This is a genomic window from Vitiosangium sp. GDMCC 1.1324 (genome assembly GCF_003044305.1).
Classification (GTDB): Bacteria; Myxococcota; Myxococcia; order Myxococcales; family Myxococcaceae; genus Archangium.
Genome location: NZ_PZOX01000002.1, coordinates 98,492 through 122,474, shown reverse-complemented (window position 1 = coordinate 122,474; position 23,983 = coordinate 98,492). Strand labels below are relative to the sequence as shown.

The window sequence follows — 23,983 nt, the reverse complement described above, 5'->3', positions numbered from 1 at the left end:
GCTCGTGGTATTCGGGGCGCCGGGCTGCCAGACAGGAGGCTTCGCGCGTGGAGAAGGTCCTCAACTACATCGGTGGGGAGCTGGTATCCCCTGGCTCGCAGGTCTGGTTCGACAAGCCTGATCCCTCGACGGGCGAGCCCTCTGTCCGGGTGCCTGACTCGGACGCCTCGGACATCCAGCGGGCCGTGGATGCCGCCCGGAACGCCTTCCCGGCCTGGGCCGCCACCCCGGCGGCCGAGCGGGCGCGATTGCTGCGCCGCGTCGCGGAGACGATCCGCGCCCGCCTGGATGTCTTCGCCCGCGCCGAGGCCATCGACACTGGCAAGCCGTTGGCGGTGGCCTCCTCGGTGGACATCCCCCGGAGCATCCTCAACTTCGAGTTCTTCGCGGATGCCGTGACGCAGTTCGCCACGGAGGCCCACGTCACGGAGGGCGTGGCGCTCAACTACACGCTGCGCACGCCTCTGGGCGTCGTGGGGTGCATCTCTCCGTGGAACCTGCCCCTGTACCTGCTCACCTGGAAGATCGCCCCCGCGCTGGCCATCGGTAACTGCGTGGTGGCCAAGCCCTCCGAGGTGACTCCGATGACGGCCCATCTGCTCGCGCAGGTGTGCCGCGAGGTGGGTCTGCCGCCGGGGGTGCTCAACATCGTCCACGGCTACGGGGCCAAGGTGGGCGCCGCGATGAGCAGCCACCCGGAGATCAGCGCCATCTCCTTCACCGGCAGCACGCGCACGGGCGCGGAGATCGCCCGCACCGCCGCGCCGCTCTTCAAGAAGCTCTCACTGGAGATGGGCGGGAAGAACCCCAACGTCATCTTCGCCGACTGCGACTTCGACGAGGCGCTGGCTACCACGGTGCGCTCGTCCTTCTCCAACCAGGGGCAGATCTGCCTCTGCGGCTCGCGCATTTTCGTGCAGGCCCCCATCTACGAGCGCTTCAAGGAGGCGCTGGTGGCGCGCACGCGGGCGCTGAAGGTCGGCGATCCGCTGGAGCCGGGGACGGAGCAGGGCGCGCTGGTGTCTCCGCAGCACTTCGAGAAGGTGATGGGCTACATCGAGCTGGCTCGTCAGGAAGGCGGCCGCATCCTCGCCGGAGGCAAGCGTGCGCAGGTGCCGGGGCGCTGCCGCAATGGCTGGTTCGTGGAGCCCACGCTCATCGAGGGCCTGGGTCATGCGTGCCGCACCAACCAGGAAGAGATCTTCGGCCCGGTGGCCACGCTCACCCCCTTCGAGAAGGAGGAGGAGGTGCTCGCCTGGGCCAACAGCACGCGCTACGGGCTGGCGGCGACCGTGTGGACGCGCGACCTGAGTCGGGCGCACCGCTTCTCGGCGAAGCTCGAGAGCGGCATCGTCTGGGTGAACTGCTGGATGCTGCGCGACCTGCGCACGCCGTTCGGTGGGGTGAAGGACTCGGGCGTGGGCCGTGAGGGCGGCTGGGACGTGCTGCGCTTCTTCACCGAGCCCAAGAACGTGTGCGTGAAGCTATGAGCAACTCCGAGCGAGTCGATTCCCAGAAGGCCCCGGAACCCGTGGGCCTCTATCCCCACGCCCGTCGCGTGGGCAACCTGTTGTTCCTCTCCGGCGTGGGGCCGCGCGAGCGCGGGAGCAAGAAGATCCCCGGCGTCGAGCTGGATGCCCAGGGCAACATCGTCTCCTACGACCTCGAGACGCAGTGCCACTCGGTGTTCCGCAACGTGCGCTACATCCTGGAGGAGGCGGGCTCCTCGTGGGACCGGCTCGTGGACGTGACGGTGTACCTCACGGACATGAAGAAGGACTTCCCCACGTACAACCGTCTCTGGGCCGAGTACTTCAAGGACGTGCCCACGCCTCCGTGCCGCACGACGCTCGGCATCACCGCGCTGCCCACTCCCATCGCCATCGAACTCAAGTGCATCGCCACCATCGGAGATTGAGATGAGCCGACTGCAGCCCCTCAACTTCAAGAAGTGGATCGACGAGCATCGCCACCTGCTCAAGCCCCCCGTGGGCAACCAGATGGTGTGGCAGGACCGCGACTTCATCGTGATGGTGGTGGGCGGGCCCAACTCGCGCACCGACTTCCACATCGACGTGAGCGAGGAGTTCTTCTACCAGGTGGAGGGTGACATCACCCTGCGGGTCATCGAGGACGGCAAGCCCCAGGACATCCCCATCCGCGAGGGGGAGATCTTCCTGCTGCCTCCCAAGGTGCCGCACTCGCCGCAGCGGCCCGCGGGGACGGTGGGCCTGGTCATCGAGCGCAAGCGGCAGCCGCACGAGCTGGACGGGTTCGCGTGGTACTGCCCCCGGTGCAACACCAAGCTGTATGACGAGTTCCTGCACGTCTCGAACATCGTCACCCAGCTCCCGCCGGTGTTCGACCGCTTCTATGGCAACCCGGAGCACTGCACCTGCAAGCAGTGCGGCTTCCAGCTGACGCGGGAGAAGCGCCCGTCGTGAAGATCGACATCCACACCCATCTGCTGCCGCCCGAGCTGCCTCGCTTCGCCGAGCGCTACGGCTATGGCGGTTTCATGACGCTGGATCACCATGCGCCGTGCCGGGCCCGCATGGTGCGCGACGACGGGAAGTTCTTCCGGGAGGTCGAGAGCAACTGCTGGGATCCGGTGAAGCGCATCGAGGAGTGCGATGCGTGCGGCGTCACCGTGCAGGTGCTGTCCACGGTGCCGGTGATGTTCGGCTACTGGGCGAAGCCGGAGCACGGGTTGGACCTGTCGCGCTTCCTCAACGACCAGCTCGCCTCGGTGGTGCGGGCGCATCCGAAGCGCTTCGTGGGCTTGGGCACGGTGCCCCTGCAGTCTCCGGCGCTCGCCGTGCGTGAGCTGGAGCGCTGCGTGCGCGAGCTGGGGATGGCGGGCGTGCAGGTGGGCTCGCACGTCAACGGCCTCAACCTGGGCGAGCCGGAGCTGTTCCCTTTCTTCGAGGCCGCGGCCGACCTGGGCGCCGCCATCTTCGTCCACCCCTGGGACATGCTGGGCGAGGCGCGGATGAAGAAGTACTGGATGCCCTGGCTCGTGGGCATGCCCGCCGAGGTGGCGCTGGCCATCTGCTCGCTCCTCTTCTCCGGCACGCTGGAGAAGCTGCCGAAGCTGCGGCTCGCCTTCGCTCACGGCGGCGGTGCCTTCCCGGGCACCTTCGGCCGCATCGAGCACGGCTTCCAGGTGCGGCCGGACCTGGTGGCGGTGGACAACCCCGTGCCGCCTCGCGACTACCTGGGCCGCTTCTGGGTGGACTCGCTGGTGCACGACCCGGACATGCTGCGCTTCATCGTGAAGCTGTTCGGCCCGGAGAAGGTGGCCCTGGGCAGTGATTATCCTTTCCCGCTCGGCGAGGACCGGCCGGGCTCGCTGGTGGAGTCCCTCCCGGACTTCGATGCCTCCACCCGGGAGCGGCTGTTGTGGCGCAATGCGCTCGAGTGGCTCGGGCGCTCGTCCGAGGAGTTCAAGTAGATGAGCGGTGACGTCGTGCGGTTCGAGGCCAGTGAGGAGTTCGCCCGCCGGATGGACGCGGAGGATGCGCTTCGCCCCTATCGCGAGGAGTTCCTCTTCCCCGACCACGGTGGCGAGCCCGCCATCTACTTCGTGGGCAACTCGCTGGGGCTCCAGCCTCGCAAGGCGAAGGCCTACGTGCTCGAGGCGCTGGAGGACTGGGAGAAGCTGGGCGTGGAGGGGCACTTCCGCGGGGCGCACCCGTGGATGCCCTACCACGAGTTCCTCACCGAGCAGACCGCCCGGCTCGTGGGGGCCCATCCCCTCGAGGTGGTGGTGATGAACACCCTCTCGGTGAACCTGCACCTGATGCTGGTGTCCTTCTACCGGCCCACGCCCGAGCGTCCCAAAATCCTCATGGAGGCGGGTGCCTTCCCGTCGGACCAGTATGCGGTGGCCTCGCAGGTGCGCTTCCACGGCTTCGACCCGGAGCGGGACATCCTCCGGCTCGCTCCGCGCCCCGGCGAGGAGACGCTGCGCCCAGAGGACATCCTGGAAACCCTTGAGCGGCACGGGCGGGAGATCGCCCTGGTGCTGCTCGGCAACGTGAACTACCTCACCGGCCAGGCGTTCGACATGGCCGCCATCTCCCGGGCCGCGCACAAGCAGGGCTGCCGGGTGGGCTTCGACCTGGCGCACGGCGCCGGCAATCTCCAGCTCTCGCTGCACGATGACGGGCCGGACTTCGCCGTGTGGTGCTCGTACAAGTACCTCAATGGCGGCCCGGGCACGCTCGGCGGCGTCTTCGTCCACGAGCGCCACGCGCGGGATAAGGCACTGCCGCGCTTCGCGGGCTGGTGGGGCCACGATAAACAGACGCGCTTCCAGATGGGGCCGGACTTCGACCCGATGCCGGGCGCCGAGGGCTGGATGCTGTCCAACCCGCCCATCCTTCAGCTCGCGGCGCTTCGAGCGTCCATGGAGCTGTTCGACCGCGCGACGATGCCGGCGCTGCGCCGCAAGAGCGAGCGGCTCACCGGTTACCTGGAGTTCCTGTTGGACAGGCTCCCGCCCGGGTTCGTGCGCGTCATCACCCCGAGGGATTCGAAGCAGCGGGGCGCCCAGCTCTCGTTGCGCTTCAGCAAGGAGCCGAGGCGCCTGCTGGAGAAACTCAACGCGGCCGGAATCCACTGTGACTTCCGTTCACCGGACGTCATCCGTGCGGCTCCCGCGCCCCTCTACACCAGCTTCCATGACGTATACCGATTCGCGGGGGTACTCGAAAGGCATGCACGAGATTGAGCGGACGGAGCGTGTAACGGTCGTGGGAGCGGGCCTCGTGGGCTCGCTCCTGGCGATGTACCTGGCGAGGCGCGGCTTCCAGGTGGATGTCCTGGAGCGGCGCCCGGACATGCGGCGCGAGGCCATTGGCGCGGGCCGCTCCATCAACCTCGCCATCTCCACCCGGGGGCTGCACGCCCTGCGGCAGGTGGGGCTGGAAGAGGAGGCGTTGCGCCATGCCATCCCCATGCGCGGGCGGATGATCCACCCCGTGTCGGGAGCGCTGGCCTTCCAGGCCTATGGCAAGGACGCCTCCCAGCACATCAACAGCCTGTCGCGCGGGTGGTTGAACAAATTCCTGATGACGCACGCGGAGGGCACGGGCCGGGTGCGCATCGAGTTCAAGCAGCGCGTTCAGCACGTGGACCTGGAGAAGGGCTCGCTCTCCGTGCTGGATGAGTCGAGCGGTGCCACGCGCGAGGTCCGCACGCCGGTGCTGTTCGGCACGGACGGCTCGGGCTCGGCGGTGCGCCAGGCGGTGGAGACGTTGCCGGGGCACGCGACGGCGCAGGAGCACCTGAGCCACGGCTACAAGGAGTTGACCATCCCCGCCGGCGCGGGCGGCGCCTTCCGCATGGAGAAGCACGCGCTGCACATCTGGCCGCGGGGCTCGTACATGCTGATTGCCCTGCCGAACGAGGACGGCAGCTTCACCTGCACGCTCTTCCTGCCCTTCCAGGGGCCGGTGAGCTTCGAATCGCTGGACTCGTCCGACCGGCTGGTGACCTTCTTCGAGCAGCAGTTCCCGGACGCGCTGGCGCTGATTCCCGACCTGGTGCACGACTTCTTCCACAACCCTACCGGGACGATGGTGACGGTGAAGAGCGCGCCATGGAATGTGGGCGGCAAGGCGCTGCTGTTGGGCGACGCGGCGCACGCCATCGTGCCGTTCTTCGGGCAGGGGATGAACTGCGGCTTCGAGGACTGCGTGGTGCTGGATGAGTGCCTCGGGCGGCACACGCGGTGGGAGGAGGCCTTCGAGGAGGTCTCCCGGCTGCGCAAGACGAACGCGGACGCCATCGCCGACATGGCGGTGGAGAACTTCGTGGAGATGCGGGACAAGACGGCGGATCCGCGCTTCCTGCTGGAGAAGGCGGTGGAGAAGACTCTTCTCAACGCCTTCCCGGGCGAGTTCCTGAGCCGCTACACGCTGGTGAGCTTCAGCCGGGTGCCCTACCGGCTGGCGTACGAGGTGGGCGCCATCGCGGGCGGCATCGTGGCCGAGCTGAGCGAGGGCCTCACCCGCGTGGAGGACGTGGACATGGACCGGGCCCGCACGCTCATCCAGGAGCGGCTGGTGCCCTTCGTGAAGGAGCACTCGGATGGATTTGGGACTGAAGGGTAGGCGGGCGCTGGTGCTGGGCGCCTCCAGTGGACTGGGGTACGCCAGCGCCGCGCAGCTCGTGAAGGAGGGCGCGCGCGTGGCCATCTGCTCGCGCGACGAGGGCCGCATCCGCGACGCCGCCAGGAAGATGGGCGCCGAGCTCGCCGTGACGGCGGACCTGACGAAGTCGGGCACGACGAAGGAGCTGGTGGAGAAGGTCATCGAGGCCATGGGCGGTGTGGACATCCTCGTGATGAACACGGGCGGTCCGCCCAAGGGCAGCATCGAGAAGATCACCGCCGAGCAGTGGCAGGAGGGCTTCCAGAGCCTGTGGATGAGCGTGGTGGAGGGGCTCCAGGCGGCGCTGCCGGGGATGAAGGACAGGCGCTGGGGGCGCATCATCCTGGTGACGTCGGTGGCGGCGCGCGAGGCGATGTCGCTGCTGACGGTGTCCAACGGGCTGCGCGCGGGGCTGATGGGGCTGGTGAAGACCGTCAGCAACGAGGTGGCCGAGCACGGCGTCACCATCAACGGGGTGCAGCCGGGCTATCACGCGACCGAGCGCCTCGCGGAGCTCGGTGTCCCCGAGGACAAGATTACGTCGGCGATTCCGGCGCGCCGGCTGGGCAAGCCCGAGGAGCTCGGTGCACTGGTGGCATTCCTCTCCTCGCAGCAGGCGGGCTACATCACCGGCCAGTCGCTCGTCATCGACGGCGGCTGGATGCGCGGCTTCTGAGACCCGGGGACCGGGCGCTCCGTGTGTGGAGCACCCGGTCCTCCACGGCCTAGCGCGAGCGGCGCAGGCGCTCCGGCTGCAAGCGCGGGCGCCGCAGGGCGAAGCCGAGCGCCGCGAGCAGCAGGGCCGCCGTCGTGGGCACGCCGCCGTCCTGGCCCGCGGCGCAGCCACAGCCCGAGCCATTGCCCGGAGGCACTGACACCTTCCTGTCGAGCACGTGCACGGTGACGGTGTCCACGCTGCTCTCGCCGCGGACGTCCGTCACCCGGAGCTGGAAGGTGAGGGACGTGTCCGTGTCCACGGCAGGCGCGGTGAACGTGGCGATCGGGCTGTCGTCCGTCGTGAGGGTCACGCGGGGCCCTTCCACCTGGGACCAGACGTAGAAGAGGGGTTTGTGCTCCGGGTCCGTCGAGCCCGAGCCGCTGAGCGTCACCGGGCTTCCCTCGATGACGCTCTGGTCCTCACCCGCCCGGGCCACGGGTGCCTCGTTGGGCACGTCCCGGACGAGCACGGACACCGTCACCGGCGCGCTCTCCAGCGCTCCATCGCTGGCGATGAGCTGGAAGGTCAACTCCGTATCGGAGCCCACCTGCGGTGCGATGAAGGTGGGTTGGGCCGAGGTGCGGTCGCTCAGGGTGACACCGGGGCCGCCCACCTGCGTCCACGAGTAGCTGAGCGTGGTGCCATCGTCCGGGTCCGAGGCGCTCGCCGCCAGCGTTACGCTCTCTCCTTCATCCACCGCGCCCACCGGCTCCACATGGGCGACCGGCGCCTGGTTGATGTTGCGCACCTGCACCTTGACGATGGCGGGAGCACTCTGGGCCGTGCCGTCGCTGACGACGACCTGGAAGGTGAGCTCGGTGTTCTTCGTCACCTCGGGCACGGTGAAGGTGGCCTGTGCCGTCGTGGCCCCCTCCAGGACGACCGCGGGCGTGCCCACCTGGGTCCACTCGTAGGTGACGGGGTCCTCGTCGGCGTCCGTGCCCGACGCGGCCAGGGTCACCGGGTCGTTCTCGTCGACGCTCAGCACCGGCTCGGTCTCAACCGTGGGCGCCCGGTTGCCATCGGAGATGTTCCGCACCCGCACCGTCACTTCGGACGGGGGGCTCGTGTTCACCTCGTCACTCACGCGCAGCTCGAAGCGGAGGTCGGTGTCCTCCGTCACCTCCGGCGCAAGGAAGGTGGGCGTGCGCGTGTCCGCGCCGCTGAGCGTCACGGCCGGGCCCGCGACCTGGGTCCATGCATGGGTGAGCGTGCCGCCCTCGGGGTCCGTCCCATCGCCGGAGAGCGTCACGCGCTTCCGCTCGTTGACGGTCTGGCCGGGGCCCGCGTCTGCCACTGGCGGCCGGTTGATGCACACGCCCCGGTGGTCCACCACCTGCGTGAAGGGCGTATTCGTGATTCCCTCGAACTGGAGGTCATCCAGGTCCCACCCCGGAGCGGCCGTGCCATCATCCGTGCCGATGCGGAAGCGGATGCGCACCGTCTTCCCCGCGTAGGTGGTGCCGAGGTCGGCCGTGGCGGAGGTGAAGGCGGGATAGGAGGAACTGGTGCCACCGTAGGCCTGCCGGCCCCTGAGCGGATTTTCCCCGGCCGCGTCGAGGCGCGAGTTGTAGGTGGGGCTCAGCGAGGGGCCGATGTCCACCCAGGTCGTTCCATCATCCTCGCTCAGCTCGATGACGGCGCCGTCGAAGTAGACGCCAGCGGAGTTCCGTTCGAAGGAGAATCGCTGCTGGAAGGTGAAGCGGAAGGGCTGCGTCTCCGACACCTGGAGGGGCGGCGAGACGAGGCCGAGGTCCGCGGGCACGCTGTTGTCCGGTCCGTGGAAGTACCAGGCCACGCCCGTCGGAGCGGCCTGACGTGCCCAAGGCGTGACGCTCTCCGCCGAGCCGGTCGTGAAGGTCCACGGGTGGCGGGCGGACTCGACCGTCTCGAGGGTGCCCGTCTGCGGCAACTGGTCCGTGTTCACCCGGAGCAGCACCGAGTATGTCTGGTCTCCGGGCACCTGCTGCTCCTCGTCCCGGTACGCGACGTTCAGGGAGATGTTTCGCTGGGTGGCGGGGCCCGAGAGTCTCACCACCACCTCCGCGCTGAAGAGCTGGAGCGGGTCCGCGGCGGGGAAGGACACCGTCGGTCCTTCGGGGAAGGAGAGGTCCGCGTCATCGCTGGAGAGCGTCACGCTCGTGCGGCTGAGCCGCCCGGTGCCGTTGTTGCGCAGGGTGACGCGCACCCGTGCGGTCTCGCCCGTGTCGAGCACCCCGTCATCATCACAGGACGCCGTCGTCCCCGTGGACTCGAGCAGCTCCACGCTGGCGATCGTCACATCCTTGCCGGAGATGAAGCTCTCCACCACGCCGGCATGGTCCGTGGAGTCGCGGTTGGGGGCGATGGCTCGCGTCCCGGCGCCGCGCTTGGCGAAGGCCTGGACGAAGAGCACGTAGTCCTGGGGATCGTTGGCGTAGGCGGCCGCCAGCAGCGCGTCACGTGCCTCCAGGAAGGTGGGGGCATTGGGCGTGAGCTTGAGCGACGTGACGAGGTACTCCTTCATCCTCTGCTGGGCCTGGGCGAAGGTGAGGCGGCCCGTGTCGCGCAGCAGCGCCGCGTAGCACTCCCACAGCATCACCGCCCACACCTCGCCCGAGTTGTGGACCTCGGCGTTGCTCGCTCCATCCGCGCCGAACGACACCGGGATGGAACCCGGCAGCGCGGCTCCATTCTGGATGTAGCGCAGGGTGAGCGGGTTCTTCGACAGGTCGGTGGTGTAGGGGTAGCGCCGGTTGCCCCAGTAGTAGCCCTGGTTGTTGCCGCCGCTGCTGGCATACGCGGCGCGGGCATAGACGCCGCCGAAGTTGGCGTTGGAGGGCACCTGGTCATCTCCCTCGCGGACCAGAATCAGCAGTCCCGCGAAGTCGCTCCACCCCTCGCCCATGCTGCGGCCCTGGTTGTTGGTCAGGCCGTTGGCATTGCCGATCAGGCGGTTGCTCATGTGGTGCGTCCACTCGTGGGTGACGATGGTGTTGTCGAGCGCACCATCGCGGTCCGTCGCATCGCGCAAGAGCGTCACGCTCGCGGGGAGGTCGGCCCGGAGCGCCTTGCCCACCGTGTTGCTCACCGAGATGACGGGAATGGTGACGTCGGGGGCCCGCCCGGTGACGACGAAGCTCGCGGCTCCCGTCGTCCCGTGGGCGATGATGACACCGGCGGCGCCAGCGGCCTGGGCATTGGTGGCCTTGACGGTGAAGTCACAGCCGAGCCGGTCCACCAGGGCGAACTTCCCAGCCACGGCGGCGGCGTTGGTGAGCGGCTCGCACGCATCGTTGATGGTTGCGCCGCTCGTGCTTGCAACGACGCCATCCTCCGCGATGACAACGGCCGCGGTGACCTCGTACTGCTGCGGTCCGAAGGTGGCGACCCCGACGGCGATGTTGCCCGCGACGGCGTGCGGCGGGGGGACGACGAGGAGCCGGCGCCCGCGCGTGTCATAGAGGAACATCTGCATGCGGGGGCGGCCACCATCGGACGGCGTGGACATGTTCGCGTTGTTGCGCCCCGAGTAGTCCTGGGCCTCGGCGCGGAGGCTGTCCCCCTCGACGCCGCCACGCCCGTAGTTGTTCACCTGGGCGTTGCCCGCCGCCTCGTCGAAGCCGGAGTCGTAGTACCAGTCGTGCAGGAAGTTGGTGACGAAGAAGAGCTCCGTCACCGCGCTCATCTGCTGGGTGTCCGTGATGCTCGGCGCGAGCAGCAGATCATAGGCGTGGTTGAAGGTATCGGCCGCGCTGGTGCTGGCGTGGATGTCGGCGCCGCCACTGAAGCCGTCCGGCGAGACCACGTCGACGTAGGCCTCCACGTTGTTGCCCGTGGTCTCCAGGGCGCCCGCTGGCAGCCACGGATCGTTGCGACTGAAGGGCGAGTTGCTCAGCGTCACCAGGTTGGGAGCCACGAAGGGCGCCTGATAGCCATCCGGAAGGCCGGTGGGGTGGGGCGTGGGCGCGGTGCCCTGGGGCCCGTCATAGGGGATGTACGGGCTCTGCGTGTCCGCCCAGACCCGGTAGGTGTAGCTCTGGTGCACGGTAAGGTCGTGGCGGTAGAGCAGCCGGCCATCGTTCGCGGAGATGACGTAGGCGTAGAGGTCTCCCTGCGTGTCGTCGGCGGGCGAGGTGTCGAGCTCCACGTAGTACGCCGGCACCAGCGCGTCCGGCAGCGGGAAGAAGACCTGCTTCACGCGCGCGGGCGAGGAGAACACCGTCCTGCGCGGTCCGGGGCTGAGCTCGTAGTGGCCATAGCGCCCGACGGCGCGGCCGGTGGACAGGAAGCTCGTGGCGGGGAGGTTCTCGCCGTGCAGGTCCTTCCAGGCGAGCGCGATGGCCTCGCGAGGCCCGAGCGTGAAGCGCAGACGTCCGCCCGAGAAGCGCGGCTCGCTGGCCGGCGGGCTCAGGTGGCCCGACATGGCGACGAGCTGGTTGTTGGCGTCCATCAGCACCGTGAGGGATTGGCGGAAGACCTCGATGCCGTCCACCTCCTGCGCGAAGGAGACGATGCTGGCGCCCGCGCGGGTGCGGTGCTGAGTGCGCACCGGGATGTGGGCCGCGTCGGTGAGGGCCAGGCGGTACAGCGGCGCCTGCTCGCCGAGGTACGCGCGTGCGGCCTGCTCGGGCGGCAGCGGCCGGGCGCTCCGTGTGGCACTCGAGGGGCGTGCCCCCCAGACGAAGGTGGGGACTCCAAGACGGGGCTCCTCGTGCGCGACGTGAACGCCCCGGGCCCGCTCATGGGCACTCGGTTCATCCAGCGAGGGTGGGATGCTCGTGAAGGCATCCACCGTGGGGAGCTCCTTGGCGGCGGCGGCGGGACGGGCCGTCATCGCCAGAGCGACACCAACCAGTGCGACGATGCTTCGCTTCAAAGGCTATCTCCAGTGTTCAGTGCTGAACCTTGGAGTCTAAACCTGTTGGCGGCTGGCTCCGAGTGGGGGCCGGTGGGAGGTGCGAGCCTTCCTCTCGGATTGACTTCCGGGTGCAGCTCACATCAGCGAGGCCACCGCCTCCACGACCTGTGGCCACTCCCGGGCGCGCGGGTCGATGACCTCGAAGTGGCCCGCGCCCGGCAGGCTCACGAGCCGCACGGAGTCGCCGAGCTTCGTGGCGCGGGCGTGGTACTCGGTGCTGACGCTCAGCGGGACGGTGTCGTCGTCGGTTCCGTGGACCAGCACCTGCTTCACGCCGAGCGGCAGCAGCGCGGCGGGTGACGCGAGCTCATAGCGCTCGGGGACCTGCGCGGGCGTGCCGCCGAGGAAGGACTCGACGATGCCATCGCTGAGGCGCAGCTCGAAGGCCCGCGCCAGGTCCGCCACGCCCGCGAGCGATACCGCGCCCCGCGGCTTGAAGGAATTTTCGATGTACAGCGGCCGTCCCGGTTTCAGCCTCCCACGCCCCGCGAGCCACAGCGCCAGGTGTCCCCCGGCCGAGTGCCCCAGGACGACCACGCGCTCGAGGTCCAGCGGGTATCGGGCCGCCAGGGCGCGGAGGTGGTCCATTCCCCGGGCCGCGTCCTCGAGGGTGCCCGTCCATCCTCCGCCCGGGTGGCCCACGCGCCGGTACTCGAGGCTCCACGTGGCGTAGCCCCGCGCCGTGAGGTCCGCGCACAGGTGGCCCACATGCTCGAGGTCGTAGCGTGCACGCCAGAAGCCGCCATGCACCACCACCACGACCGGGTGGGGTCCCTTGCCGCCGGGCAGCCGCAGGTCCCCGAACTGGTGGGGGTCATCCCCATAGGGAATCCGCGCGTCGGCGGGCGGAGCGGGAGTTTCGAGCATCCAGGGTTCGCTCATGGCGGGCGCGATGATGGGGCTCGGCCCGTGTGCGCATCAAGCAGGGATGCGGACGCTCAGTGGGGGATGACGATGCGGACTTCGATGCGCGCGGGATGGGAGGGCGAGGTGCTCTCGACGCGCTTGCACAGCGAGCCCACCAGCTCCACGCCCACCCCTTGTTTCAGCTGCCAGGTGTCGTCACCGGCGGAGTAGCCCTCGCCATCCACGTACACCCGCGCGAGGCTCGGCGAGGGGGGGAACTGGTCGGGGGCGAGCTCGATGAGACAGGGCTTGCCCTCGAAGCGCTCGCTGATCTGCTGGAGGGCCGCCGCGAGCTCGTCCTGGTTGCCCGCCTGGTAGTAGCGGCGGCGGCACAGTCCGAGCGCCGTGTCGCAGGTGTCTCCTGCGCCGCATGAAGCGTCCGTCTGGCACTTGCGCGCGAAGCCACCGGCCTCGGCCATGGCGTTGAGCACCTCGAACCCGGGGCCCGAGGCCGTCTCCGCGCCGAAGCCGATGACAATGGTTTGGATGTCCTTGCCACGCAGGGCCCGTACCGCGGCCACCGAGCCGTCCTGGTCGAGACAGCCCAGCCGCTCGAAGTCGCCGCTGCAGGCGTCGGGGTCCTCGCTCAGGGTGCAGCGGCACGCTGTGGAGGGGCCAGAGGTGGCATTGCTCTCGTTGCAGTTGGGCACGCCGTCCGTCAGCAGCAGGACGAAGTCGGTGCGCTCGTCCGTCTGGAGCTGTGGCAGTGATCCCACGAACAGGAGACTCGCGCTGGTGGGGGTGCCTCCGGTGGGCCCCGTTCGTGTGTCATTGGGTATCTTGTGCAGCTCCGCGTTGACGGCCTGGGCATGGGCTCGCAGGGCGGCGGGGTCGTCGTCCGCGAGCAGGTCCAGGGTGAGCGACTCCGTGCCACCACATTGCGTGCCGCGGACCAGCTGGCTTCCCGGGTAGGTGGCCAGGCCGATGCGCGCGACCGTGCCGTGGGTACTCAAGAAGGAGTCCATCGCTCCCTGGAGGGACTTCCAGCGCGTGGGACAGTCCGCGGGGCACCCCTCGCCCAGGCAGATCAGCCCGAGGCTCGAGCGGCAGGAGGGATTGGCCGGGTTCATCGGCTCGAGCATCGAGCCGGAGGTGTCCACGAGCAGCATCAGGTTGGGCGTGTCGCCCCGGGCCGCGACCGTCTTCTCGAGCCTGGGCGTGGAGATGGCGGCGGGGGGAACGGGCTCGAAGTCATACGTCTGACAGCCCGCGGCGAGCGCGGCACAGACGAGAAAGGAGGCGAGGGCTCCGGAAGTGTTCAACCGGGGGCACATGGGGGCTCCTGGGAGTGGGGTGCGGCGGCCGATGGAGCAGGGAGCGCACGCGGGGGAGTCCTGGCCTCGGCCGGGAGTACGGGGGTGCATGGCGCCCGACGCTCGGAGCCTCCGGGGTGTTCAGTGTCATTCCCCGGGCGTGGTCCGCATCAAACCCATTTCCCCGCACATGGGCATGGCGGTAGGAACGGGCCCGAGACGGAACCGTAGGACGAGGGAGAGCCGATGAGCGAGCGGCAACTGTGGGAGCGCTACAAGAAGTACCTGTGTGGGGCGGAGTCTGTCGGGCTGACGCTCGACGTGTCGCGGATGAACTTCACCGAGGAGTTCCTCGGGCGGATGCGCGGCCCCATGGAGAAGGCCTTCGACGCCATGGCGGCCCTGGAGAAGGGTGCCATCGCCAATCCGGACGAGAACCGGAAGGTGGGGCACTACTGGCTGCGCGCTCCCGAGCTCGCTCCGGAGCCGGGCCTCACGAAGGAAATCAAGGACACGGTCGCCGCCGTCCGCGCCTTCGCGGATGACGTGCACGCCGGCCGGGTGAAGCCTCCGAAGGCGGACCGCTTCACCCGCGTGCTGCTGGTGGGCATTGGTGGCTCGGCGCTGGGGCCGCAGCTCGTGGCGGACGCGCTCGGCACGCCGAAGGACCCGATGCAGGTGTTCTTCTTCGACAACACCGACCCGGACGGATTCGACCGCGTGCTGGCGCAGCTCGGGGACAAGCTCTCCGAGACGCTCACCGTGGTCATCAGCAAGTCGGGCGGCACGAAGGAGACGCGCAACGGCATGGTGGAGGCCGAGCGCGAGTACAAGCGCAAGGGCCTGGACTTTGGCAAGCACGCGGTGGCGGTGACGGGCGAGGGCAGCGAGCTGGACCGCACCGCGAAGCAGGGCAACTGGCTGCGGACGTTCCCCATGTGGGACTGGGTTGGTGGGCGCACCTCGGTGCTGTCGGCGGTGGGGCTGCTGCCGGCGCGGTTGCAGGGCGTGGACATCGACGGGCTGCTCGCGGGCGCTCGCGACATGGACGTGGAGACGCGCAAGCGCGACATGCTGCGCAACCCGGCCGCGCTGCTCGCGCTCATGTGGTTCCACGCGGGCGACGGGCGCGGCAAGAAGGACATGGTCATCCTGCCGTACAAGGATCGGCTGTTGCTGCTGTCGCGCTACCTCCAGCAGCTCGTGATGGAGTCGCTGGGCAAGGAGAAGGACCTGGACGGCAAGGTGGTGAACCAGGGCATCGCCGTCTACGGCAACAAGGGCTCCACGGACCAGCACGCCTACGTGCAGCAGTTGCGCGAGGGCGTGAACAACTTCTTCGTCACCTTCGTGGAGGTGCTCAAGGACCGTGAGGGAGCGTCCATGCAGGTGGAGCCGGACGTCACCAGCGGGGACTACCTGGCGGGCTTCCTCCTGGGCTCGCGGCGGGCCCTGTTCGAGAAGGACCGCGAGTCGTTGACGCTCACGGTGCCGGACGTGAGCGCGCGCACGCTGGGGGCCTTGATTGCTCTCTATGAGCGGGCGGTGGGCTTCTACGCGTCGCTGGTGAACATCAACGCCTACCACCAGCCGGGCGTGGAGGCGGGGAAGAAGGCGGCGGGCGCGGTGCTGGACGTGCAGCGCAAGCTGCTGGCGAAGCTGCGCGCGGAGAAGGCGAAGGCCCACTCCGTCGAGGAGCTGGCCTCCGCCGTGGGCGCGCCGGACGAGGTGGAGACGGTGTTCAAGGTGTTGCAGCACCTGTCGGCCAACCCGGACCACGGCGTGAAGCTCGAGCCGGGCGCCACCCGCTTCGACGCGCGCTTCCGCGCGGGCTGAGCCCGACGGAGAACCCTCTCTCCCCAGGAGGCCCTGATGACGTCAGGGCCTCCATCCGCGCAACGGGACACCCCTCCACGTCATGAGAGGAAGGCGCGAAATGTGCCTGCCCTCCGTGCCCTCTGCGCCGTGCATTCTGTCCACTCGGCCCGCTCCTTGCTGAGAAGTTGCGTCGGGGAGGTTGACCCATGAGGTCACCCGTCGCAGGCTTGAGGGCATGGGACGGCACACGAAAGAGGGTGGGGACGCCTTTCCCCAGGCGCCCACGCAAGAGGAGTGGGAGGCGATGGGGCCAGAGGAGAGGGCCCGGGTGGTGGAGTCACTGCCCGGGGAGGTGACGTGGGATGAGATGGCCATGCCGGAGGGCGACAAGCACTTCCGGGCCAAGGTGCGCACGCTGGATGTGCTCCTCGAATACTTCAAACACCAGCGGCGCAAGGTGTACCTGGGTGCGGAGCTGCCTGTGTATTACCCGGGTGAGCGGCGCTTCGCGCCCGACCTCCTGGCGGTGCTGGATGTGGAGCAGCACGAGCGGGAGAAGTGGGTGGTGAGCCACGAAGGCAGGGGGCTGGACTGGGTGATGGAGGTGCACGTGGGCGGCGACCGGAAGAAGGACGCCGAGTACAACGTGGAGCGATACGCCCGGGTGGGCATTCCCGAGTACTTCATCTACGACCGGTCCAGGGAGAGGTTGGAGGCCTACCGGCTGCCACGGCCCGGGGCGAGGCGGTACGAGCGGATGGAGGCGAAGCAGGGCCGATACACCTCGGAGGTATTGGGGTTGGACTTCGAGGTGGTGGGGGAGAAGTTGCGGTTGTGGGCGGGCAACGCGCTGCTGCTGGAGTCGGGGGAGCTGGTGGTACGGCTGGAGGAGAAGCTGGAGGCGGTGCAGCAGCGCGCGGACGAAGAGGCGCGGCTGCGGGAGGAGGAGACACGGCTGCGGGAGGAGGAAGTCCGGCGGCGTGAAGAGGCGGAGCGCCGTCTCGCGCAACTGGAGGCCGAGCTGGAGCGCCTCCAGCACCGCGAGAAGTGAGCGCTCCCGGGTCTGGTTGCTCCACCACCCGAGCCAGTTCCCGTCCTCCGTGGGGCGACCGACATTGAGTCGGAGGGTCACCGCGGAGGAGCGCCATGGAGAACGCCGAGGTCGTGGCCATGCTCGGGGAGATTGCAGACCTCCTCGAGCTCACCAACGAGAACCCCTTCAAGGTCCGCTCCTACCGGCGGGCGGCACAGGTGGTGGACACGCTCCCCGTTTCCATCTCCGAGCTGGTGCGCAAGGGCGAGCTCGCCGGCCTGCCCGGCGTGGGAGAGCACACCGCGCAGCGCATCGCCCAGTTCGTCGAGAAGGCCACCTGTGACGAGCTCGAGCGCCTGCGCGGCAAGGTGCCTCCCGGCGTCATGGAGTTGCTCCGCGTGGAGAGCGTGGGCCCCAAGACGGCAGCGCTCGCGTGGAAGGAACTGGGCGTCACCTCCGTGGACGCACTCGAGGAGGCCGCGCTCAGTGGCCGGCTGGCCGAGCTGCCACGGCTGGGCTCCAAACGCGCGGAGGCCATCGTCTCGGCGGTGGCGCGCTATCGCTCCCGCCAGGGCCGCGTTCCCCTTCACCGCGCCCTCCCGTATGCCGAGGAGCTCGTGGAGCGCCTGCGGGCGATTCCGGGTGTGAAGCAGGCCGTCGCCGCTGGGAGCCTGCGCCGCCGCAAGGAGACGGTGGGAGACCTGGATCTGCTCGTGTCCTCGACCGACCCCGGGCGCGTGGTGAGCGCATTTCCAACGCTGCCCGGAGTGGCCACGCTGCTCGCGCAGGGGCCCACGAAGAGCACGGTGCGCCTGAGTGTGGGGTTGCAGGTGGACCTGCGCGTCCTGCCTCCCGAGTCCTTCGGCGCCGCGCTCCACTACTTCACCGGCAGCAAGGCCCACAACATCGCGCTGCGCACGCGTGCGGTGCACAGGGGCCTCAAGGTCAGCGAGTACGGCGTCTTCGACGCGAAGGGCCGCCGCATCGCAGGCGAGCGCGAGGAGGACGTCTTCCGCGCCGTGGGCCTTCCATGGATTCCTCCCGAGCTGCGCGAGGGCCTGGGCGAGCTGGAGGCCGCCGAGGCCGGCCGTCTGCCCGAGCTCATCGAAGAGGAGGACCTGCGCGGAGACCTGCACGTGCACTCGGAGGCCTCGTCGGACGCGAGCAGCTCGCTGTTGGAGCTGGCTTCGGCCGCACGGGGCTTCGGGCGCAGCTACCTGGCCATCACGGACCACTCCCGCTCGCGTCCCCTGGGCCTGGATGAGGCGCGCTTGTGGGCGCACGTCGACACCATCCGGTGGATGGACCGCGAGCTGCGCGGGCGCCCACACCTGCTCACCGGCATCGAGGTGGACATCCTCCCCAATGGCTCGCTGGACCTGGATGCCAGCGTGCTGTCGGAGCTGGACTGCGTGGTGGCCAGCGTCCACTCGCGCTTCAACATGTCCTCGGAGGAGATGACAGAGCGCATCGTGCGCGCGCTGCGCAGCGGGCTCGTGCATGTGCTGGGGCACCCGAGTGGGCGGCTCATCGGGAGCAGGGACCCCTACCCCTATGACCTCGAGCGGGTGCTGGAGGTGGCGCGGGAGGAGCGCGTGGCGCTGGAGGTGAACGCGCAGCCCGAGCGGCTGGACCTGACGGACACGGCGTGCCGGATGGCGAAGCAGGCGGGGGTGAAGCTCGTCATCTCCAGTGACTCCCACAACGCGCGCCACCTGGAGAACCTGCGCTACGGCGTGTGGGTGGCCCGGCGGGGATGGCTGGAATCGGGCGACGTGCTCAATACCCTTCCACTCTCCGAGCTGCGGCGTCACTTCCGCCGCTCGCGCCGCGTTCCCGCTCCTACCTGGGCGGACGAGGGCCCGGGCCCGTCCCCATGAGTCGCACATGTGAGGCTTCGCCCGTGCACCAGAGGACGTCTGGAGTATTGGCTGGTGCACAGCCTCTCTTTTCTCTGTTCAATCCTTGGCGGCGCAACTTCACGCTAATACTCCGAGTGGCGGTGCGAAAAGATCCTGGAAATGAAATGAATTCACGCCATCGAGGGGGCTCCCGTGAAACGCACCGTTCTTCTGGTGGAGGACAGCAACACCATCCGGCAGATCCTCAAGATATATCTGATGAAATTGAAATTGGATTTCCTGGATGCGGACCGGGCCGAGCAGGGGCTGAAGCTGCTGGAAATCCGCACGGTGGACCTGGTCATCGCGGACATCACCATGCCGGGCGGAATGGATGGGCTCGAGTTTGTGCGCCGGGTGCGTGCGAGTGAGAAGGAACGGATGCGCGAGGTTCCCATCGTGCTGCTCACGGGAGGAAAGGCGCCGGACCTCGAGGCCCGGGGCCGGGAGGCCGGTGCCTCCGAGTTCGTGCGCAAGCCCGTCTCCATCGATGCGCTCGCGGCCGTGGTGCGCCGGCAACTCAAGCTGCCTGATGACGTGGAGCTCGTCGCCTGAGTGACTGGGAATCCGCTGCCGTCGGATCCTTCCGTCCAGGAGGGTCCGGAGCAGTCGGTTGCTGAACATCCTCCGGCCCGTCCCTGGCTGGAGTGTTCAGCGCTGATCGAGTCCGGCTCGCCGCGAATGACCATGGATCGACACACGCCGGACCTTCCGGAATCGTGTCTTCCTCGGCTTCCGAACTCACGTGGCGCGTGTCAGTCCTGGCCGATGCAAGGGATTGCGCGTGCCTTCGCGAAACATGGATTCGCGGGGGACTCCATGAAACATACCGTGCTGCTCGTCGATGACAGCGACACCATCCGGCACATCATCAAGGTGTACTTGATGAAGTTGAAGCAGTTGGACTTTCTCGACGCGAACCGGGGTGACCGGGGGCTGAAGCTGCTGGGCGCTAGCCCCGTGGACCTGGTCATCGCGGACGTCAACATGCCCGGGATGAATGGGCTGGAGTTCGTGCGCCAGGTGCGGGCGAGCGACAGGGCCGAGGTGAGCCGGGTGCCCATCGTGTTGCTCACCGGCGGCAAGGCGCCGGACCTCGAGCAGCGCTCCCGGGAGGTGGGCGTCTCCGAGTTCGTGCGCAAGCCCATCTCCAGCGCGGCGCTCGTGGCCGTGGTCCGCCGGCATCTCGCGCTGCCCTCGGACGCGGACGATCTCGTCGCCTGAGCCTCGCCCATGTCCCGTCCCCGTCTCCTTCACGCGGACGACAGCGAAGCCATTCTCGCCTTCTCCCGCGCGGCGCTCGGCCGCTGGTACGAGGTGGAGACGGCGGCCAATGGGCGAGAGGCCCTCGAGCGTGTGCGTGCCCTGCGGCCCGCGCTGTTGCTGTTGGACCTGTCCATGCCGGAGCTCGATGGCGCGGCGGTGGTGGCCCGCCTTCGTGAGGACCCGGAGCTGGCCTCGCTGCCCATCATCATCGCCTCCTCCGAGCGCGCCCGGGGCGAGGCCCTGGTGGGGAAGGGGGCGGTGGCCTTCCTCCCCAAGCCCCTGCGCGCCGACGTGCTGGTGAGCACCGTGGACCGGGTGCTCGCCGACGCGAGGGCCGCCGAGGCCCGGACGCGGCTCCAGGCCCTCGTGGTGTGCGTGGGCGGGTTGCGGGTGGCTGTGCCCCTCGACTGCGTGCGGCTCGTGTTGCGGCTCCCCGCCACCCAGCCCCTGCCGGGCAGTCCTTCCTGGCTCAACCGCTTCTTCGTGCTGCATGGCGAGCCGGTGCGGGTGTTGGACCTCGCGCGCCGCTTCGGCGTGGAGCACGAGGTGGGGCACCTGCTCCGCCAGCTCGTGGTGGTGGAGGTGCGGGGCCGCGCGCTCGCCCTGTGTGTGGACCAGGTGGAGGAGCCCCGCGAGTTTTCCGCCGATGCCCTCCGTCCACGCGAGGCGCTGGGAGGCAGCGGCCATCCCGCCCTGCGCGAGGCCCTGCGCGCCCTCCTCCAGACGCCGGAGGGGTTCCTTCCACTGCTCTCGCCCGAGGTGCTCGTCACTCCCAACCTCCTCCAGGAGCTTGCGAGGTCTTCCGATGAAGATCCTCCCGCTGCATGACGAACCTCCCGAGGAGGCACGCGCCGAGCTCGAGGAGCGCGCGGCGGCCCTGCGTGAGCGGCCCCAAGAGGAGGACGACGTTCCCACGGTCTGGGTGGCCGAGTTTCCCGTGGGCTCCGAGCGCTGCGCCATTCCCCTGGAGCGGATGCGCGCGGTGCTGCCCTTGCGCGGAGTGACGCCCCTGCCGCTGGCTCCCTCGCACGTGCTGGGCCTGCTGCGCTTCGAGGGACGCGCCCTGTCCGCCCACAGCCTCGCGGCGCTGCTCGGAGTGAGGGGTTGGACGAGGGACCCGTCCGTGCTCGTGGTGGTGGAGGACGGGGTGGGCGGACTCGTTGCCTTCGACTGCGAGCGCGTCCCCATACCGCGGGCGCTTCCCTTGTCCGTGGTCCAGGAGGCGCGCAAGGGCGAGGTGCTCCCTCCCGGCGAGCCTCCGCTGCGGCTGCTCGATGTTCCGGCGTTGTTCGCCGGAGAGGTGGACCGTGTCCGTTGATGACTCCACCCAGGTGTTGCTCACCACCTTCTCCGTGGAGGCGCGGGAGCTCTGCCGCACCATCACCCGCGAATTGATGACGCTCGAGCGGGGAAGCGCGCCTCCCGAAGCCCTCGTCGAGTCCTTCGACAATCTCGCCCGCGCCCTCCACACCCTCAAGGGCGGCGCCGGGACGCTGGAGCTGGAAGACCTGGCGGCCATCGCCCACCGCATGGAGGACGCCCTCGCGCCGCTGCAGGATGCGGGGAGGATGCCTCCGGAGCGCGCGGACGCCTTCCTGCAAGGGCTGGATGTCTTTGGCCGGAGGCTGCGCGCCCACCAGGAAGGACGCACCACCGGGCTGCCCGACCTGGCCGCCACCCTGGTCCTCTTCGACGACCCGGCTTCCCTGGCCGAGGCGCCCCCCGTGGCCCCGGAGCCCGGGCCGGTGCAGCCCGCTCGGGCCGAGGCGGAGGACGCGGGGTGGTGGATGCGGCCGGCACAGCTCCACGCGCTCGTGCGGGACGTAGAGCGTTTCCAGGAACTGCGGCTGCGGTTGGAGCAGCGCCTGGGAGAGCTGGACCGGGTGATTCATGCCATGCGCCACCCGGGCCGTGCACCGCGCGGCATGTCGCCCCTCCTGATGTTGGAGGATGTCCGCGACGCGCTCGCCGAGGATCGGGAAGAGGCCGGCGAGCTGGCCGGCTCCGTCGAGCGGAACGTGCAGGATCTCTCCACGGCCGAGCTCCACACCCTGCTGGAGCCGTTGCAGCGCGGGGTGCGCGATCTCTGCCGCCGCACCGGGAAGGAGGCGCAGCTCTCGCTGCTCGGCGGGGAGCTGTCGGTGGACCAGCGGGTGCTGTCCATGTTGTCGGGCGTGCTGGCGCACCTGGTGCGCAACGCGGTGGACCATGGGCTGGAGCGGCCCGAGGAGCGGCAACGGCGGGGCAAGCACCGCGTGGGAGCCTTGCTGCTGCGAGCCGAGCGCGTGGGCAACCTGGTGGTGCTGGAGATGTCCGACGATGGCTCGGGACTGGACACGGAGGCCCTGCGGCGCGCGGCCCTGGCGATGGGCCTCCTGCCGGCCGAGCGTCTGGCGGCGATGACGGCGGCGGAGGTGCACCAGCTCATCTTCCGCAAGGGCCTGTCCACGCGGGAGCAGGTGACGGAGACGTCCGGGCGCGGGGTAGGACTGGACGCGGTGCGCTCCCAGGTGCTGGCCCTGGAGGGACAGCTGGAGGTGCACAGCCTGCCGGGGCAGGGCACGCGCTTCGTCATCACCCTGCCCGAGGGTCTGGGCACCTCGCCCGTGCTGGGCGTGCGCGTGGGAGAGCACACCCTCGGGTTGCCGTTGTCCTCGGTGGATTGCGTGTGCACCGCGCCCGCATCCGAGGTGCGGGGAGACGTGTCTCCCTGCCTGGTGCTGCGGGAGGAGCGGATGCCGCTGGTGGACCTGGCCGAGCGGCTCGGTCTGCCTCCAGGTCCTCCCGTGGAGGAGCTGCGGCTGGTGCTCATCCACGCGCGGGGACGGCGACTGGCGTTGCGCGTGGACTCGGTGCTGGACGAGCGCCACCTGGCGGTGAGGCCCCTCCCACCCGCCCTCCGGCACCTGCCCGCGTGGCAGGGCGCCGCGGCCCTTCCCGGGGGGGAGTTCCTCCCGGTGCTGCGCTCGGACTGGCTCGCCACGGAGGGGCCAGTGCCCGGGGCGCGACGCGGGCGCCGGGCGCTGGTGGTGGATGACTCGCTCACCGCGCGTGCCCTTCATCGCACCATGTTGGAGGCGGGAGGCTTCCAGGTCTACACGGCCGCCACGGGCGCCCAGGCCCTGGCGCTCGCGGCGCGCCTCCCCCTCGATGTGGTGGTGGTGGACGTGGCCATGGCGGAGATGGACGGCCGGGCCCTCACCTCGCAGCTCCGTGCCCGCCCCTCGACGAGCGCCGTTCCCATCATCCTCGTCTCCGCGAGTGACTCGGACTCCGAGCGCGACGCGGGCCTGGCCTCGGGCGCGGATGCCTTCCTCGGCAAGCGCGAGTGCCGCGCGGGCCGTCTGCTCGCCGTCGTGGAGGACCTGCTCGTGCGTCCCCGTCTCCGGGCGTCCGCCCCTGGTTCTCCCTCGTCCTTGGAGGCCCCGGCCTCCGCTTCCCTTCCTCCTGTCTGGAGCCGCTGATGCCTCTGCGTCTTCTCTGCCTGCTGCTGCTCACCCTGGGGCCGGTGGAGGCTCGGGCCGAGGACGTCGCGGCCCACGTCGCCAAGGTGAGGCTCGTCCTGGAGCGCCTGCGGACCCTCGCGCACAACCCCGAGGTGCTTGCTGCCGTGCGAGCCCAGAACGCACGCCGGATACCGCTCGCGGACATCCAGCAACTGGATGCGCGATGGATGGGCAGCAGCGGGACGCAGGACTTCATGCGGCCCTACCTCGACAACGCCTGTGCCGCCGTGCTCCGCGGCATCCAGAAGGACGCGGCCTTCATGGGCGATGCCTTCGTCATGGATGACCAGGGAGCCCTGGTGGCCGCCACCCAGCGCACCACCGACTTCTGGCAGGGCGATGAGGAGAAATGGAAGCGCTCCTTCGCGGACGGCAAGGGCGCCGAGTTCGTCGACACCCCGGACTTCGACGAATCCGTCCAGGCGTACGTCGTCCAGGTCTCCCTGCCCGTGATGGATGGGGGCCGGGCCATCGGCGCCCTCACCGTGAGCCTCAACCTGGATGCCCTCTAGTCCTCCGCTCCC

At 69.4% G+C, this 23,983-nt stretch carries 19 protein-coding genes; 16 read left to right on the top strand and 3 right to left on the bottom strand.

Annotation, left to right across the window (positions count from 1 at the left end):
* The first annotated feature begins 47 nt into the window (after positions 1-47).
* The 7 genes from DAT35_RS04980 to DAT35_RS04950 are packed head-to-tail and all read left to right on the top strand — an operon-like array spanning position 48 to position 6,834.
* Positions 48-1,490, top strand: a complete 1,443-nt coding sequence (locus tag DAT35_RS04980) for an aldehyde dehydrogenase (protein ID WP_108065755.1) — start codon at positions 48-50, stop codon at positions 1,488-1,490.
* Positions 1,487-1,918, top strand: a complete 432-nt coding sequence (locus DAT35_RS04975; protein WP_108065754.1) for a RidA family protein — start codon at positions 1,487-1,489, stop codon at positions 1,916-1,918. The genes DAT35_RS04980 and DAT35_RS04975 overlap by 4 nt, the downstream gene beginning before the upstream one ends.
* A 1-nt stretch (position 1,919) precedes the next feature.
* Complete coding sequence (gene nbaC, locus DAT35_RS04970) at positions 1,920-2,444, top strand: 3-hydroxyanthranilate 3,4-dioxygenase (RefSeq protein WP_108065753.1); 525 nt, start codon at positions 1,920-1,922, stop codon at positions 2,442-2,444.
* Positions 2,441-3,454 carry an amidohydrolase family protein gene (locus DAT35_RS04965; RefSeq protein ID WP_108065752.1) on the top strand — a complete coding sequence of 338 codons (1,014 nt, stop codon included), beginning with the start codon at positions 2,441-2,443 and terminating at the stop codon, positions 3,452-3,454. The genes nbaC and DAT35_RS04965 overlap by 4 nt, the downstream gene beginning before the upstream one ends.
* Positions 3,455-4,735, top strand: coding sequence for a kynureninase (kynU, locus tag DAT35_RS04960; protein WP_108065751.1), 1,281 nt, complete (start codon positions 3,455-3,457; stop codon positions 4,733-4,735). It begins immediately after the preceding gene.
* Complete coding sequence (locus DAT35_RS04955) at positions 4,722-6,119, top strand: NAD(P)/FAD-dependent oxidoreductase (protein WP_108065750.1); 1,398 nt, start codon at positions 4,722-4,724, stop codon at positions 6,117-6,119. The genes kynU and DAT35_RS04955 overlap by 14 nt, the downstream gene beginning before the upstream one ends.
* The gene (locus DAT35_RS04950) at positions 6,097-6,834 is read left to right on the top strand and encodes an SDR family oxidoreductase (protein ID WP_108065749.1); all 738 of its coding nucleotides are present in this window, start codon (positions 6,097-6,099) and stop codon (positions 6,832-6,834) included. The genes DAT35_RS04955 and DAT35_RS04950 overlap by 23 nt, the downstream gene beginning before the upstream one ends.
* A 49-nt stretch (positions 6,835-6,883) precedes the next feature.
* Here the strand turns inward: DAT35_RS04950 and DAT35_RS04945 are convergent, their stop codons facing one another.
* The 3 genes from DAT35_RS04945 to cglB all read right to left on the bottom strand — a co-directional run bounded on the left by DAT35_RS04945 (position 6,884) and on the right by cglB (position 13,956).
* Positions 6,884-11,734, bottom strand: a complete 4,851-nt coding sequence (locus tag DAT35_RS04945; protein ID WP_108065748.1) for a myxosortase-dependent M36 family metallopeptidase — start codon at positions 11,732-11,734, stop codon at positions 6,884-6,886.
* Between the two features lie 117 nt (positions 11,735-11,851).
* Positions 11,852-12,658, bottom strand: a complete 807-nt coding sequence (locus DAT35_RS04940; RefSeq protein WP_108065747.1) for an alpha/beta hydrolase — start codon at positions 12,656-12,658, stop codon at positions 11,852-11,854.
* A gap of 56 nt (positions 12,659-12,714) precedes the next feature.
* Positions 12,715-13,956: an adventurous gliding motility lipoprotein CglB gene (gene cglB, locus DAT35_RS04935; RefSeq protein WP_146209570.1), complete on the bottom strand. Its 1,242-nt coding sequence runs from the start codon at positions 13,954-13,956 to the stop codon at positions 12,715-12,717.
* A 225-nt stretch (positions 13,957-14,181) separates the two neighbouring features.
* On the opposite strand from cglB, the gene DAT35_RS04930 reads away from it, so the two are divergent.
* From DAT35_RS04930 to DAT35_RS04890, 9 genes are all read left to right on the top strand, one after another.
* Positions 14,182-15,771, top strand: coding sequence for a glucose-6-phosphate isomerase (locus tag DAT35_RS04930; RefSeq protein ID WP_108065746.1), 1,590 nt, complete (start codon positions 14,182-14,184; stop codon positions 15,769-15,771).
* A gap of 217 nt (positions 15,772-15,988) precedes the next feature.
* Positions 15,989-16,804 carry a Uma2 family endonuclease gene (locus DAT35_RS04925; protein ID WP_108065745.1) on the top strand — a complete coding sequence of 272 codons (816 nt, stop codon included), beginning with the start codon at positions 15,989-15,991 and terminating at the stop codon, positions 16,802-16,804.
* Positions 16,805-16,899: 95 nt separating this feature from the next.
* Positions 16,900-18,666: a DNA polymerase/3'-5' exonuclease PolX gene (gene polX / locus DAT35_RS04920; protein ID WP_108065744.1), complete on the top strand. Its 1,767-nt coding sequence runs from the start codon at positions 16,900-16,902 to the stop codon at positions 18,664-18,666.
* 174 nt (positions 18,667-18,840) lie between these two features.
* Positions 18,841-19,242, top strand: coding sequence for a response regulator (locus DAT35_RS04915; RefSeq protein WP_108065743.1), 402 nt, complete (start codon positions 18,841-18,843; stop codon positions 19,240-19,242).
* A 264-nt stretch (positions 19,243-19,506) separates the two neighbouring features.
* Positions 19,507-19,911 carry a response regulator gene (locus DAT35_RS04910; RefSeq protein ID WP_108066398.1) on the top strand — a complete coding sequence of 135 codons (405 nt, stop codon included), beginning with the start codon at positions 19,507-19,509 and terminating at the stop codon, positions 19,909-19,911.
* A 9-nt stretch (positions 19,912-19,920) separates the two neighbouring features.
* The gene (locus DAT35_RS04905; protein ID WP_108065742.1) at positions 19,921-20,781 is read left to right on the top strand and encodes a chemotaxis protein CheW; all 861 of its coding nucleotides are present in this window, start codon (positions 19,921-19,923) and stop codon (positions 20,779-20,781) included.
* On the top strand, positions 20,759-21,271 hold the full coding sequence (locus DAT35_RS04900) for a chemotaxis protein CheW (RefSeq protein ID WP_108065741.1): 513 nt from the start codon (positions 20,759-20,761) through the stop codon (positions 21,269-21,271). The genes DAT35_RS04905 and DAT35_RS04900 overlap by 23 nt, the downstream gene beginning before the upstream one ends.
* Complete coding sequence (locus tag DAT35_RS04895; protein WP_158501554.1) at positions 21,261-23,417, top strand: response regulator; 2,157 nt, start codon at positions 21,261-21,263, stop codon at positions 23,415-23,417. Before DAT35_RS04900 ends, DAT35_RS04895 begins: the two co-directional genes overlap by 11 nt.
* Positions 23,417-23,971 (top strand): PDC sensor domain-containing protein, encoded by a 555-nt coding sequence (locus DAT35_RS04890; RefSeq protein WP_108065739.1) that lies wholly within the window; start codon positions 23,417-23,419, stop codon positions 23,969-23,971. Before DAT35_RS04895 ends, DAT35_RS04890 begins: the two co-directional genes overlap by 1 nt.
* Positions 23,972-23,983: the final 12 nt, after the last annotated feature.

Excerpts from the sequence above, each read along its gene's own strand:
- DAT35_RS04975 (WP_108065754.1), top strand. The coding sequence starts at position 1,487 with ATGAGCAACTCCGAGCGAGTCGATTCCCAGAAGGCCCCGGAACCCGTG.
- cglB (WP_146209570.1), bottom strand. The coding sequence starts at position 13,956 with ATGTGCCCCCGGTTGAACACTTCCGGAGCCCTCGCCTCCTTTCTCGTC.
- nbaC (WP_108065753.1), top strand. The coding sequence starts at position 1,920 with ATGAGCCGACTGCAGCCCCTCAACTTCAAGAAGTGGATCGACGAGCAT.
- DAT35_RS04955 (WP_108065750.1), top strand. The coding sequence starts at position 4,722 with ATGCACGAGATTGAGCGGACGGAGCGTGTAACGGTCGTGGGAGCGGGC.
- DAT35_RS04930 (WP_108065746.1), top strand. The coding sequence starts at position 14,182 with ATGAGCGAGCGGCAACTGTGGGAGCGCTACAAGAAGTACCTGTGTGGG.
- DAT35_RS04900 (WP_108065741.1), top strand. The coding sequence starts at position 20,759 with ATGAAGATCCTCCCGCTGCATGACGAACCTCCCGAGGAGGCACGCGCC.
- DAT35_RS04910 (WP_108066398.1), top strand. The coding sequence starts at position 19,507 with ATGAAACATACCGTGCTGCTCGTCGATGACAGCGACACCATCCGGCAC.
- polX (WP_108065744.1), top strand. The coding sequence starts at position 16,900 with ATGGAGAACGCCGAGGTCGTGGCCATGCTCGGGGAGATTGCAGACCTC.
- DAT35_RS04905 (WP_108065742.1), top strand. The coding sequence starts at position 19,921 with ATGTCCCGTCCCCGTCTCCTTCACGCGGACGACAGCGAAGCCATTCTC.
- DAT35_RS04940 (WP_108065747.1), bottom strand. The coding sequence starts at position 12,658 with ATGAGCGAACCCTGGATGCTCGAAACTCCCGCTCCGCCCGCCGACGCG.
- DAT35_RS04890 (WP_108065739.1), top strand. The coding sequence starts at position 23,417 with ATGCCTCTGCGTCTTCTCTGCCTGCTGCTGCTCACCCTGGGGCCGGTG.
- kynU (WP_108065751.1), top strand. The coding sequence starts at position 3,455 with ATGAGCGGTGACGTCGTGCGGTTCGAGGCCAGTGAGGAGTTCGCCCGC.
- DAT35_RS04925 (WP_108065745.1), top strand. The coding sequence starts at position 15,989 with ATGGGACGGCACACGAAAGAGGGTGGGGACGCCTTTCCCCAGGCGCCC.
- DAT35_RS04950 (WP_108065749.1), top strand. The coding sequence starts at position 6,097 with ATGGATTTGGGACTGAAGGGTAGGCGGGCGCTGGTGCTGGGCGCCTCC.